At 69.3% G+C, this 12,812-nt stretch carries 13 protein-coding genes; 10 read left to right on the plus strand and 3 right to left on the minus strand.

From position 1 onward, the window contains the following. The first annotated feature begins 114 nt into the window (after positions 1-114). Both AUL35_RS18550 and AUL35_RS18555 read left to right on the plus strand, forming a co-directional pair. Positions 115-336 carry a BrnA antitoxin family protein gene (locus AUL35_RS18550; RefSeq protein ID WP_062017607.1) on the plus strand — a complete coding sequence of 74 codons (222 nt, stop codon included), beginning with the start codon at positions 115-117 and terminating at the stop codon, positions 334-336. Between the two features lie 42 nt (positions 337-378). Continuing rightward, positions 379-1,038, plus strand: coding sequence for a glutathione S-transferase family protein (locus tag AUL35_RS18555; protein WP_062017664.1), 660 nt, complete (start codon positions 379-381; stop codon positions 1,036-1,038). A 4-nt stretch (positions 1,039-1,042) separates the two neighbouring features. Here the strand turns inward: AUL35_RS18555 and AUL35_RS18560 are convergent, their stop codons facing one another. Beyond that, on the minus strand, positions 1,043-1,462 hold the full coding sequence (locus AUL35_RS18560) for an EamA family transporter (protein WP_062017609.1): 420 nt from the start codon (positions 1,460-1,462) through the stop codon (positions 1,043-1,045). A gap of 6 nt (positions 1,463-1,468) precedes the next feature. Further along, complete coding sequence (locus AUL35_RS18565) at positions 1,469-2,107, minus strand: LysE family translocator (protein WP_062017611.1); 639 nt, start codon at positions 2,105-2,107, stop codon at positions 1,469-1,471. 147 nt (positions 2,108-2,254) lie between these two features. Between AUL35_RS18565 and AUL35_RS18570 the strand changes: the two genes are divergently transcribed. From AUL35_RS18570 to AUL35_RS18585, 4 genes are all read left to right on the plus strand, one after another. Next, positions 2,255-2,470, plus strand: coding sequence for a hypothetical protein (locus AUL35_RS18570; protein ID WP_062017613.1), 216 nt, complete (start codon positions 2,255-2,257; stop codon positions 2,468-2,470). A gap of 133 nt (positions 2,471-2,603) precedes the next feature. Then, a complete protein-coding gene (locus AUL35_RS18575) occupies positions 2,604-3,821 on the plus strand; it encodes an argininosuccinate synthase (protein WP_062017615.1) in 1,218 nt (405 codons plus the stop codon). A gap of 108 nt (positions 3,822-3,929) precedes the next feature. After that, positions 3,930-4,832, plus strand: coding sequence for a polysaccharide deacetylase family protein (locus tag AUL35_RS18580; protein WP_062017617.1), 903 nt, complete (start codon positions 3,930-3,932; stop codon positions 4,830-4,832). A 69-nt stretch (positions 4,833-4,901) separates the two neighbouring features. Further along, on the plus strand, positions 4,902-5,915 hold the full coding sequence (locus AUL35_RS18585; protein ID WP_062017619.1) for an LLM class flavin-dependent oxidoreductase: 1,014 nt from the start codon (positions 4,902-4,904) through the stop codon (positions 5,913-5,915). An 8-nt stretch (positions 5,916-5,923) separates the two neighbouring features. On the opposite strand, the gene AUL35_RS18590 is transcribed toward AUL35_RS18585, so the two are convergent. After that, the gene (locus AUL35_RS18590; RefSeq protein ID WP_082666446.1) at positions 5,924-6,418 is read right to left on the minus strand and encodes a MarR family winged helix-turn-helix transcriptional regulator; all 495 of its coding nucleotides are present in this window, start codon (positions 6,416-6,418) and stop codon (positions 5,924-5,926) included. A 164-nt stretch (positions 6,419-6,582) separates the two neighbouring features. Here AUL35_RS18590 and AUL35_RS18595 point away from each other — a divergent pair, with 164 nt between their 5' ends. The 4 genes from AUL35_RS18595 to AUL35_RS18610 all read left to right on the plus strand — a co-directional run bounded on the left by AUL35_RS18595 (position 6,583) and on the right by AUL35_RS18610 (position 12,706). Next, positions 6,583-8,673, plus strand: coding sequence for a M3 family metallopeptidase (locus tag AUL35_RS18595; RefSeq protein WP_082666447.1), 2,091 nt, complete (start codon positions 6,583-6,585; stop codon positions 8,671-8,673). Between the two features lie 129 nt (positions 8,674-8,802). Then, positions 8,803-10,629 (plus strand): translational GTPase TypA, encoded by a 1,827-nt coding sequence (gene typA / locus AUL35_RS18600; RefSeq protein ID WP_062017625.1) that lies wholly within the window; start codon positions 8,803-8,805, stop codon positions 10,627-10,629. 186 nt (positions 10,630-10,815) lie between these two features. Beyond that, a complete protein-coding gene (locus tag AUL35_RS18605; RefSeq protein ID WP_062017626.1) occupies positions 10,816-11,283 on the plus strand; it encodes a DUF2231 domain-containing protein in 468 nt (155 codons plus the stop codon). Beyond that, positions 11,276-12,706: a sorbosone dehydrogenase family protein gene (locus tag AUL35_RS18610; RefSeq protein ID WP_082666448.1), complete on the plus strand. Its 1,431-nt coding sequence runs from the start codon at positions 11,276-11,278 to the stop codon at positions 12,704-12,706. Before AUL35_RS18605 ends, AUL35_RS18610 begins: the two co-directional genes overlap by 8 nt. Positions 12,707-12,812: the final 106 nt, after the last annotated feature.

Here is a 12,812-nt window from a genome sequence, read left to right on the forward strand (position 1 = left end):
TCAGGCCCGCATACGGTTCCCGGGGGTTTCGAGAATAATGAGCGGCGCCCTTGCGGGAGCGAGGGGGCGCCCGCTACCACCTCGCGCACCCGTTCGAACCCGGAAGGATCGGCCATGACCCGGCGCCCCACCAACCCGCGCGACGCCGCCGAGGCAGCGTTCAAGGCAGCCACCGCCAAGCCCGAGCGCGCGAAGGAGGCGCCTGCCGTGCCGGGACGGCGCGAGCAGGTGACCCTGCGCGTCGATTCCGCCGTGATCGAGTGGTTCCAGGAAGAGGGTCCCGGTTGGCAGGACCGCATGGCCGAAGCGCTGGCACGGGCGGCCGGCAAGGCTTGAGCGCCCCTCGCCGCGCCTGCGTGGCGCCATAGCTTGGCGCCCATGCTGACGATCCATCATCTCGAGAACTCGCGCTCGCAGCGCGTCCTCTGGCTCCTGGAGGAGCTGGGCCTGCCCTACGAGGTGAAGCGCTACGAGCGCCGGCCCGACCTGACGGCCCCGCCCGAACTTCGCGCCGTCCATCCGCTCGGCACCTCCCCCGTGCTGGAGGAAGGCGGGCTGGTGCTGGCCGAGACAGGCGCGATCGTCACCTACATCCTTCAGACCCACGGGCGCGGACGGCTCGTACCGGCCGACGGATCGCCGGACGGCTGGCGCTACCAGCACTTCCTGCATTACGCGGAAGGCTCGGCCATGCCCCCGCTCTTCCTGAAGCTCGTGCTCTCGCGCATTCCGGAGGGCGCGCCGGTCCTCGTGCGACCCGTCCTGCGGGCGGCGATGGCGGCGGTCGACCAGCGCCTGACGAAACCACGCCTTGAGCGGCACTTCGACTACTGGGACGCCTCGCTGGCCGAGAGCGGCTGGTTCGCCGGACCCGAGTTCACGGCGGCCGACATCATGATGAGCTTTCCGGTGGAGGCGGCCGTGTCGCGTGTCGGCGTCGGCTTGCGAGCGCACATCCCGGACTTCCTGGCGCGCATCCATGCGCGCCCCGCCTACCGCCGGGCGGTCGAGCGCGGCGGGCCCTACGCCTACGCCTGAGCCGTCAGCGCCAGGCGACGAGCACGGCGCCCGCCGCGATCAGGGCGACGCCCGCCCAGTTCGCCGCGCTGAGGCGCTCCGACAGGAACAGGACGCCGAACAGGGCGACAAGGACGACCGAGAGCTTGTCGACCGGAGCCACCTGGGCCGCCTGCCCGATCTGCAGGGCGCGGTAGTAGCAGAGCCACGACGCGCCCGTCGCCAAGCCCGAGAGCCCCAGGAACAGAAGCGTGCGGCCCGGCAGCGAACCGGGCGGGCGCCATTGGCCGGTAGCCGCGACGATCGCGCCCGCGAAGGCGAGGATGACGATCGTTCGCAGGAAGGTCGCGTAGTCCGACGGGATGCCGGCGACGCCGAGCTTGCCGAAGATCGCGGTGAGCGCCGCGAAGCTCGCCGACAGGAGGGCCCAGCCGAGCCAGCCCATCGGATGTCAGGCGCGCGAGAGAAGGATGTGGGCGGCAAAGCCCGAGAAGACGCTGGCAAACACGTAGTCGATCATCCGCATCACGCGCGGCTGCCGCTTCAGAACGGCCGCGATGCGGTCCGCCGCCAGGATCAGCGCGATCGTGATCGGCGTCGCGACGACCAGGAAGTAGACGCCGAAGAAGAAGAGCTTCGCGGCGGCGTGCGGGTCGCCGGCCGCCACGAACTGCGGCAGGAAGGTCACGAAGAACAGGATGATCTTCGGGTTGAGGAGGTTGATGCCGATCCCCGTCATCCAGTGGCGCCGCATCGGCATGGGTGCGGCCTGCGTGCGCTCGACCGAAAAGCTCGACCCGTGCCGGATCGCGCCGATCGCGAGCCAGACGAGATAGATCGCGCCCGCGAGCTTCAGTGCGAGAAAGGCGTCCGGCGAGGCATGCAGCAGCGCCGACAGGCCGAGAGCTGCGAGCGTCGTGTGGATGAGCGAGCCCGTGCAGGCGCCGGCATAGGCGGCAAAGCCCGCCGCCCGCCCGTGCGACAGCGTGCGGCCGAGAAACAGCGTCATGTCCGGCCCCGGCGTGATCGTCAGGATCACCGCCGCCACCGTGAAGGCGAGGATCGCGGGGGCGTCGGGCAGGAAATCCATGGCAGGGCGAGCCTCGGGCGGGAGTTGTCCCCTTGCGTAACGCGGCAGGCCCGGCGGCGGCAAGGGTTGCGACAGGATGGCCGTGCCGCGCAACCGATCGGCGACGCCGCGCATTGGCCCCTCGAACCTCGAACAGGGACACGTTCCATGAGCAAGCATCTTGCGGCCGGCTCGCCCGGCGCCATCAAGCCCACCGACGATCTCGAGCGCAATCCGGGCATCGGCATGTCGCGCGGCATGACCGCGGCCGGCGCCGACCCGGAGGATATCGAGGGCGCATCGACCTTCGAGGGCGACGTCGACAACGGCACCAACGCCAACGGCGGCGTCATGCCGAACGTCCACGCCCGCACCAACAAGTAGCCGGTTCCGCCGCGCGCCGCCGCCCTAAGGGGCCGGCGCGCGGCGACTTTCGCCTCGACGCCGCTTGCCTGCGCGCGGATTGGGTCTATGACGCAATGCGTCATCAACCCATCAGACCGGATCGCAAGCACCCATGGCCCTGCCGCGCGACGTCAAGAAGGTCGTCCTCGCCTATTCCGGCGGCCTCGACACCTCGATCATCCTGAAGTGGCTCCAGACCGAGCTCGGCGCGGAGGTCGTCACCTTCACGGCCGATCTTGGCCAGGGCGAGGAGCTCGAGCCCGCGCGCCGCAAGGCCGAGATGCTGGGCATCAAAGAGATCTTCATCGAGGATGTGCGCGAGGAGTTCGTGCGCGACTTCGTGTTTCCGATGTTCCGCGCCAACGCGGTCTACGAGGGCGTCTATCTGCTCGGCACCTCGATCGCCCGCCCGCTGATCTCCAAGCACCTCATCGAGATCGCCAAAAGGACCGGCGCCGACGCGATCGCCCACGGCGCCACCGGCAAGGGCAACGACCAGGTCCGCTTCGAGCTCTCGGCCTACGCGCTGAACCCCGACATCAAGATCATCGCGCCCTGGCGCGACTGGAGCTTCAAGTCGCGCACCGACCTGCTCGACTTCGCCGAGAAGAACCAGATCCCGGTCGCCAAGGACAAGCAGGGCGAGGCGCCCTTCTCGGTGGACGCGAACTTGCTGCATTCGTCGTCCGAGGGAAAGGTGCTGGAGGACCCGAGCGTGCCCGCGCCCGAATACGTCCACATGCGCACGATCTCGCCCGAGGACGCGCCCGACAAGGCGACCACGATCACGGTCGGCTTCGAGCGCGGCGACGCGGTGTCGATCAACGGGGAGCGCCTCTCGCCGGCGACCCTTCTGGCCAAGCTCAACGAGTACGGACGCGACAACGGCATCGGCCGCCTCGATCTCGTCGAGAACCGCTTCGTCGGCATGAAGTCGCGCGGCGTCTACGAGACCCCGGGCGGCACGATCCTGCTCGCCGCGCACCGCGCGATCGAGAGCATCACGCTGGATCGCGGCGCGGCGCACCTCAAGGACGAGCTGATGCCGCGCTATGCCGAGCTCATCTATTTCGGCTTCTGGTTCTCGCCGGAGCGCGAGATGCTCCAGGCGCTGATCGACCGGAGCCAGGAGCATGTCGAGGGCGAGGTCACGCTGAAGCTCTACAAGGGCAACGTGATGGTGACCGGCCGCTCCTCGCCGAAGTCCCTCTACTCCGACAAGCTCGTCACCTTCGAGGACGACCAGGGCGCCTACGACCAGAAGGACGCGGCCGGCTTCATCAAGCTCAACGCCCTGCGCCTGCGCACGCTCGCCAAGCGCGGGCGCTAGCCAGGCGCGAACGCTCGCCAGGTGCCGCGGCTGGCGCGTCTCGATTGACGTGAAGGGGAGCGGCGACATTTTCGCCGCTCCCCTTCCTCGTTCCGGACCCTCGCCGCGATGACCGACGCCGCCCACCCGACCCGCTCGCACGGGCGCTTTCCCTACAGCGCCCTGCCCGACCGGCCGGTCTTCGACTGGCCGGACGGCAAGCGCCTTGCGGTCTACGTCGCGCTCAACGTCGAGTGCTTCTCCTTCGGCGAGGGCGACGGGGCGCAGCTCGCGCCCAAGGGCGGCGAGCCCGACGTCCTCAACGCCAGCTGGCGCGAATGGGGCAACCGCGTCGGGGTCTGGCGCCTGCGCGATCTCGCCGACGAGCTGGAGCTGCCGCTCGCCGTCCTCCTCAACTCCGCCGCCTACCGCGACTGTCCGGGGCTTGCCGAGGCCTTTCGCGCGCGCGGCGACGAGATCGTCGGCCACGGCCGAACCAATGCCGAGCGGCAGGGCACGCTCGGCGAGGCGGCGGAGCGCGCGCTGATCCGCGAGGCGAGCGACCTCTACCGCCGGCACGAGGGGTCGCTCCCCGCCGGCTGGCTCGGCCCCTGGATCTCGGAAAGCGCGACGACGCCCGACCTTCTGGCGGAGGAGGGCTACGGCTACCTTCTCGACTGGATGCACGACGACCAGCCCGTCTGGATGCGGACGCGCGGCGGCAAGCCCATCCTGTCCGTGCCCTACAGCCACGAGATCAACGACATTCCCGCGGTCACGACCCGCCTCGTATCGGGGCCGGACTTCGCGCGCATGGTGAGCGATCAGTTCCACGAGATGCTGGCGGCCTCGCGCCGGGCGCCGCTCGTCATGAGCATCGCGCTCCATCCCTATCTCGTCGGCCAGCCGCACCGCCTGCGCCCCTTGCGCGAGGCGCTGCACGAGATCGCCGCGCGGCGCGACGAGATCTGGCTGACGCGGCCGGGCGAGATCGCGCGCGCCTTCGGGGAGATCGCTCCGTTCGAGGATTGAGGGACGATCCGCCCTTCAAACCGGGCCGGCCCGCTCCCATGTGGGAAGGACGATCGAAAGGGCTGCCTTATGATTCCCTATTCCGTCCTCGACCTGTCGCCGATCCCCGAGGGGTCCACGGCCGCCGACGCACTTCGCAACACGCTGGACCTCGCGCGCCACGCCGAGGCGCTCGGCTACAATCGCTACTGGCTGGCCGAGCACCACAACATGACCGGCATCGCCTCGGCCGCGACGCCGGTGGTGATCGCCCATGTCGTGGCCGGCACCAGCCGCATCCGCGTGGGCTCGGGCGGCATCATGCTGCCGAACCACGCCCCGCTCGTGATCGCCGAGGCCTTCGGCACGCTGGCGACGCTCCACCCCGATCGCATCGACCTCGGCCTCGGGCGCGCGCCCGGCACCGACATGATGACCGCGCGCGCGCTGCGCCGCAGCCTCGAGAACTCCGACAACTTCCCCGCCGACGTCGTCGAGCTCATGAGCTACTTCGAGCCGGCGGCGCCCCAGCAGCGCCTGCGCGCGGTGCCCGGCGAAGGCACGCGCGTGCCGGTCTGGATCCTCGGCTCGTCGCTCTACGGAGCGCAGCTCGCGGCCCATCTCGGCCTGCCCTACGCCTTCGCCTCGCACTTCGCGCCCGGCGCCCTCGACGACGCAGTGGAGGTCTACCGCCAGACCTTCCGGCCCTCGGAGCGCTGGCCCGAGCCCTATTTCATGCTGGCGGCGAACGTGTTCGCGGCGGACACCCATCGCGAGGCCGTGCGCCTGCGCTCGTCGATGGAACAGGCCTTCGCGAACCTGCGCACCGGCCATCCCGGCCCGCTGCCGCGCGCGGTCGACGACGTCGATGCCGTGCTGCCGGCTGGCGCCAGAGCCATGGTCGACGAAGCCCTGCGCGTTTCGGTGACGGGCGATCCGACGGAGGTTCGCGAGGGATTGGCCGCGCTCGTGTCGCGCTACCGGCCGGACGAGGTCATCCTGACCGGCCAGATCCACGATCACGCGGCGCGGCTGCGCTCGTTCGAGATCGCCGCCGGGGCGATGGCCTCGCTGGGCGAAACGCGTCGCGAGGCGGCCGAATAGGCAGGCGCTCAGTCGGCGCCCTTCTCCAGGGCGCTGGCCGAGCCCGGCGGAGGCACCATGCCGAAGTCGTTGGCCGTGCTGATCGGCGGCTCGGTGGTCAGGTTGGAGCGCAGCTTCTGCAGAGCCTCGGACATGAGCGAAACCTCGTCGTCGCTCATGCCGCGCGTGGCGCGGCGGTAGATATCGACGAACAGGGGGTCGAGCTCGCGCATCACGCGAGCCGCTTCCTCGGTCGGCTCGATCAGCTTGGCGCGCCGGTCGGCGGCATCCACCGTGCGAACGATCAGGCCGCGCGCCTCCAGGCGGTCGAGATAGGCCGAGAGCGTCATCGGCTCGACGCCCATGCGCTCGGCCAGCACCGCCTGGCGCGATCCGCGGAAGCGGATCGTGAAGCCGAGCGTGCGGATCTCGCCGGGCGTCAGGCCGAGGCCGTTTTCCTGCACGGTGCGCTCGAAGAACTGCCGAAAGAGACGGGACGTGTCGGTCAGCAGGAACCCGAACATGTTCCCGGTCGAATGTTCTGCCACGTACGCTCCACGCCTAAAACACCGTGGCCCTTCAAAGGGCCGAAATGATATCGGGTTCCAAATCCGGTGACCCATGCCGGGGACGGCATCGGTCATGGCGCGGGGTCGGCTCCCATTCGATCGCGTGCCAGCTTTAACGCATGTTCGCTCACCGAAGCGAGAGCGAGGGAACGAGGTTTGTCGTGAATCCAAAGAAAATACAATCTTGGAACGAGCTGTTCGCCCCCTCGGGTCCGGCGCGCCTCCCGCGCTTCGCAGAGATTTCGCCGGCCGATTTCCGACCGGCCTTTACCGAGGCGATGGCGGAGCACCGCGCCGAGATCGACGCGATCACCGCCGATCCGGCCGAGCCGACCTTCGAGAACACAGTCATCGCCCTGGAGCGCGCCGGCCGGCTTCTCGGCGACGTCGCCTCCGCCTTCTTCACGCTGTCGGGCGCCCATACGAACGACGATCTGCAGGCCGTGGAGCGCGAGGTCTCCCCTCTCCTGTCGCGCCACGGCTCGGCGATCTCGCTCGACCCGCGCCTCTTCGCACGGATCGACGCGCTTCACGAGGATCGGCATGGTCTCGACCTCGAGCCGCAGGCGCTGCGGCTTCTGGAGAAGCTCCATCGCGGCTTCCTGCGCTCTGGCGCGCGGCTGGAAGGGGCGGCGCGCGAGCGCTTCGCCGACCTCAACGCGCGCCTTGCCGAGCTCGGCACGCGCTTCTCGCAGAACGTTCTGGCCGACGAGCGCGCCTATGCGCGCGCCGTCACGGCCGACGAGATGGTGGGCCTGCCGGCCTTCCTCGTATCGGCCATGGAGGATGCGGCCACCGAGCGTGGCCTGTCCGGCCACGTCGTCACGTTGTCGCGCTCGATCGTCGTGCCCTTCCTGACCTACAGCCCGAGGCGCGAGCTGCGCGCGGAGGTCTTCGCCGCCTGGACGCGGCGCGGCGAGAACGAGGGCGCGCACGACAACCGCCCCGTGATCGCCGAGATCCTTCAGCTGCGCGCCGAGAAGGCGCGCTTTCTCGGCTACCCGAACTTCGCGAGCTACAAGCTCGACGACACGATGGCCAAGACGCCGGACGCCGTGCGCGCGCTACTCACGCGGGTCTGGGAGCGGGCGCGCGAGCGGGCCGTGGCCGACGCCGCCGTCCTGTCGCGCTTTGCGCGCGAGGACGGCGACAACGCGCCCTTCGCCCCGGCGGACTGGCGCTTCCGGGCGGAAGCGCGGCGACGCGCCGAGTTCGCGATCGACGAGACGGCGCTGAAGAGCTACTTCCAGCTGGAGCCGATGATCGAGGCCGCCTTCGACGTGGCGGGCCGCCTCTTCGGCCTTCGCTTCGAGCCGATCCCCGATCCGCAGGCCTGGCACCCGGACGTGCGCGCCTGGCGCGTCCTCGACCCGGACGGCACCGAGCGCGGCACCTTCCTCGGCGATTATTTCGCCCGTGCCTCCAAGCGCTCGGGCGCCTGGATGAGCGCGCTGCGCTCCCAGAGCGGCATCGACGGCGGCGAACGGCCGGTGATCTACAACGTCTGCAACTTCGCCAAGCCCGCCAGGGGCCAGCCCGCGCTGCTCTCGGTGGACGACGCGCGAACGCTCTTCCACGAGTTCGGCCACGCCCTGCACGGCCTCCTGTCGGACGTCACCTACCCCTCGCTCGCCGGGACCGCCGTCAGCCGCGACTTCGTGGAGCTGCCTTCCCAGCTCTACGAGCACTGGCTGATGACGCCGGACGTCCTGGCCGCACACGCGCGCCACGCCGAGACCGGCGAGCCGCTGCCGCAGGCGCTGGCCGACAAGCTCCACGCCGCACGGACCTTCGACGCCGGCTTCGACACGGTGGAGTTCACCTCGTCGGCGCTGGTCGACCTTCTTCTCCACACGGACGGCGAGGCCCCGGCCGACCCGATGGAACGCGAGCGCGAGATCCTGGCGCAGATCGGCATGCCCGCCGAGATCGTCATGCGCCACCGCTCGCCGCACTTCGCCCATATCTTCTCGGGCGACGGCTATTCCTCGGGCTACTACAGCTACATGTGGTCGGAGGTGCTCGACGCCGACGCCTTCGAGGCCTTCGAGGAGACCGGCGACGTGTTCGACCAAGACACGGCCGAGCGCCTGCGCCGCAACGTCTACGCGGCCGGCAACTCCGACGATCCCGCGCTTCTCTACGAGCGTTTCCGGGGCCGCGCGCCGGACCCCGACGCGCTCATGCGCAAGCGGGGCCTGGCGGCCTGAGGGCGCTGGAGCCTTTCCCATCGGCGGAACTTGCGCTATAGCGCGCGAACGACCGCATGCCATCGAAGGCCGTCCCGTTGGATCGGGGCGTGCCTTCCTTTGCGTTCCCTCCTCTTCCGGTGACACGACATGAAGCTCCGCAACATCGCGATCATCGCGCACGTCGACCATGGCAAGACGACCCTCGTCGACAAGCTGCTCGCGCAGTCCGGCTCGTTCCGCGAGAACCAGCGCACCGAGGAGCGTGCGATGGACTCCAACGACCTGGAAAAGGAGCGCGGCATCACGATCCTCGCCAAGGCCACCTCGGTGGAGTGGAAGGACACGCGCATCAACATCGTCGACACCCCCGGCCACGCCGACTTCGGCGGCGAGGTGGAGCGCATCCTCAACATGGTGGACGGCGCGGTGATCCTCGTCGACGCCTCGGAAGGGCCGATGCCGCAGACCAAGTTCGTGCTCGGCAAGGCGCTCAAGGTCGGCCTCAAGCCCATCGTCGCGATCAACAAGATCGACCGTCCCGACGAGCGCCACCAGGAGGTGCTCAACGAGATCTTCGACCTGTTCGTGAACCTCGACGCGACCGAGGAGCAGCTCGACTTTCCGGTTCTCTACGGCTCGGGTCGTGGCGGCTGGATGGCCGAAGCGCCGGACGGCCCGCAGGACAAGGGCCTGGAGCCGCTGTTCGACCTCATCCTGAAGCACGTTCCCGAGCCCGACACGGCCAGCAAGGACGAGCCCTTCAAGATGATCGGCACGATCCTCGAGGCGAACCCCTTCCTCGGCCGCCTCATCACCGGCCGCATCCAGTCGGGTTCGGTGCGCCCGAACCAGACGGTCAAGGTGCTGAACGCCGACGGCCAGCAGCTCGAGACCGGGCGCATCAGCAAGATCCTCGCCTTCCGGGGCCTGGAGCGCACGCCGATCGACTACGCGGAAGCGGGCGACATCGTCGCCATCGCCGGCCTCCAGAAGGGCACGGTCGCCGACACGTTCTGCGACCCGGCCGTGAGCGAGCCCCTCAAGGCGCAGCCGATCGACCCGCCCACCGTCACCATGAGCTTCATCGTCAACGATAGCCCGCTCGCGGGCACCGAGGGCGACAAGGTGACGAGCCGCGTGATCCGCGACCGTCTCCTGAAGGAGGCCGAGGGCAACGTCGCGCTGAAGATCGAGGAGTCCGAGGACAAGGACTCCTATTACGTCTCGGGCCGCGGCGAACTGCAGCTTGCCGTGCTCATCGAGACCATGCGCCGCGAGGGCTTCGAGATCGGCGTCTCGCGCCCGCGCGTTGTGATGACGAAGGATGACGAGGGCAACACGCTGGAGCCCATCGAGGAGGTCGTGATCGACGTCGACGAGGAGCACTCGGGCGTCGTCGTGCAGAAGATGAGCGAGCGCAAGGGCGAGATGGTCGAGCTGCGCCCGTCGGGCGGCGGTCGCCAGCGCCTCGTCTTCCACGCCCCGACGCGCGGCCTGATCGGCTACCAGTCGGAGCTCCTCACCGACACGCGCGGCACGGCGATCATGAACCGCCTGTTCCACTCCTACCAGCCGTTCAAGGGACAGCTGGCGGGCCGCACCAACGGCGTCCTCATTTCGATGGAGGACGGCGAGTCGGTGGCCTACGCCATGTTCAACCTGGAAGACCGCGGGCCGATGATCATCGATCCCGGCGTGAAGGTCTATGCGGGCATGATCATCGGCATCCACAGCCGCGACAACGACCTCGAGGTGAACGTCCTCAAGGGCAAGAAGCTGACCAACATGCGCGCGTCGGGCAAGGACGAGGCCGTGAAGCTCACGCCTCCGATCCGCATGACGCTCGACCGGGCGCTCTCCTGGATCCAGGACGACGAGCTGGTCGAGGTGACGCCGAAGACCATCCGTCTGCGCAAGCTCTATCTCGACTCCAACGAGCGCAAGCGCTTCGAGAAGAGCCGCAAGGTCGCCTGACGCGGCAAGGCCCGCAGCGACAGACGAACGCGAGGGCGCGAAACCGGACGGTTTCGCGCCCTTTCTCTTTGGCTGGAACCGGAGAAGACGTGCGGCCGGGCGGCGGAGCGTCTTGCAAGCCTGAAGCGGCGCTACACGTTCCCTTGATCAGTCCGCCTTTCGGATCGGACAGCAGGAGTTGCGCCCATGGCAGCCGCCTATCCGTCGGTCGACGACGACAGCCCTCTGTATCCGGTGCGGCGGGGTCGTCCGCTCCACTCGCTGTTCACGCCCTTCCCGGCCGTGTGCTTCACGCTGGCGCTGTTCACGGACGTCGCCTACTGGCGGTCGGGCGGCAACATCCTGTGGCAGAACTTCTCGGCCTGGCTGCTGTTCGCCGGCCTCGTGTTCGGGGGCCTCGCGATCCTGTTCGCCGTGGTCGGCCGCTTCATGCGCCGGCGCGGCCGCGAGCCCGTCCGCTGGATACCCGTGATCCTCGGCCTCGTGGCGATGCTGCTCGCCGTCCTGAACAGCTTCGTTCACGCCGGCGACGGCTGGACGGCGGTGGTGCCCTGGGGCCTGGCGCTCTCCGCCCTCACGGTCGTCGTTCTTATGATCGTGCCGGTCTTCGACCGGCCGGGCACCCTTCGTCCGGGAGTGAGCCGCTATGCGTAAGACCCGTTCCCTCCTGCTGCTCGGTGCCTCCGCGCTTCTGATGGCCCTTGGCGGCTGCAGCGATTCCGGGAGCGACTTCGACGTCTCCTCCCAGATCGGGCCCAACCCCGTGCTGCCCGACCCGAACCCGAAGCTCGTTCCCGACCTGAAGGTCGCCGAGGTGATCGGCTGGGGCGACAACCAGACGCCCACCGTGCCGGACGGCCTGAAGATCACGGCCTATGCCAAGGATCTCGCCAACCCGCGCACGGTCCACACCCTGCCCAACGGCGACGTGCTGGTGATCCAGTCCACCGGCCCGAACACCGAGCCGCTGACCCGGCCCAAGGACGCGATTCGCGGCTGGATCATGGCGATCGCGCACGGCAGTGGCGGGGGCTCGGGCAAGCCCAGCAACCTCATCACGCTTCTGCGCGACACCAACCGCGACGGCGTGGTGGACGAGCGGCACGACATCCTGACCGGGCTCGCCTCGCCCTTCGGCGTCGCCTGGGCGGACGACACGCTCTACGTCGCGGCGACCGACGCCGTGCTGGCCTATCCCTACAAGCTGGGCTCCACCGAGGCGATCACGACGGCCCCGCGCGTCGTCACCGAGTTGCCGGGCGGCCCGATCAACCACCACTGGACCAAGGATCTCGCGCTCAGCCCCGACAAGCGCTTCCTCTACGCCTCGGTCGGCTCCAACTCCAACATCACTGAGAACGGGCTCGAGGCCGAGAAGGACCGCGCCGCGATCTGGCAGATCGACCGTCAGACCGGCGCCTCGAAGCTCTACGCCACGGGCCTGCGCAACCCGAACGGCCTCACCTTCCATCCCGAGACCGGCATGCTCTGGGCGGTCGCCAACGAGCGCGACGAGCTCGGCCCCAACCTCGTGCCCGACTACATGACCTCGGTGCAGGAAGGCGCCTTCTACGGCTGGCCGTGGAGCTACTACGGCAACCATGTGGACGCCCGCGTTCACCCGCCCCGGCCCGACATGGCCGAAAAGGCGATCGCGCCCGACTACGCGCTGTCGAGCCATGTGGCGGCCCTCGGCCTCACCTTCGGCAACGGCTCGGCGCTGCCCCAGGCGTTTCGCAACGGCGCCTTCATCGGCGAGCACGGCTCCTGGAACCGCACGGCCTTCAACGGCTACAAGGTCGCCTTCGTGCCGTTTGGGAACGGCAAGCCCTCGGGCAAGACGCAGGACTTCGTGACCGGCTTCATCGAGGGCGACAAGGCGCACGGGCGCCCCGTGGGCGTGGGGATCGACGGCACGGGCGCGCTGCTCGTGGCGGACGACGCGGGGGGAACGGTGTGGCGCGTCGCCTCCGCCGACGGCACCGTCAGCCCGCAGCCGGTGGGCACCGACGACAACGTCGCGGTTCCCCCTGCCCCCCAGCCCGAGCCTCCGCCCGCGCCCAACATTCAGCCATGACCTCAGCGCAAGGGTGGAGGCGGGTACTGGCCCGCCTCGCCTTGACGCACCGCACAAGAACGCCCATACAAGGGGGGTCACGCCGCGACTGCGCTGCGCCCGCTTT

The sequence above is a fragment of the Aureimonas sp. AU4 genome, assembly GCF_001463765.1.
GTDB lineage: Bacteria > Pseudomonadota > Alphaproteobacteria > Rhizobiales > Rhizobiaceae > Aureimonas.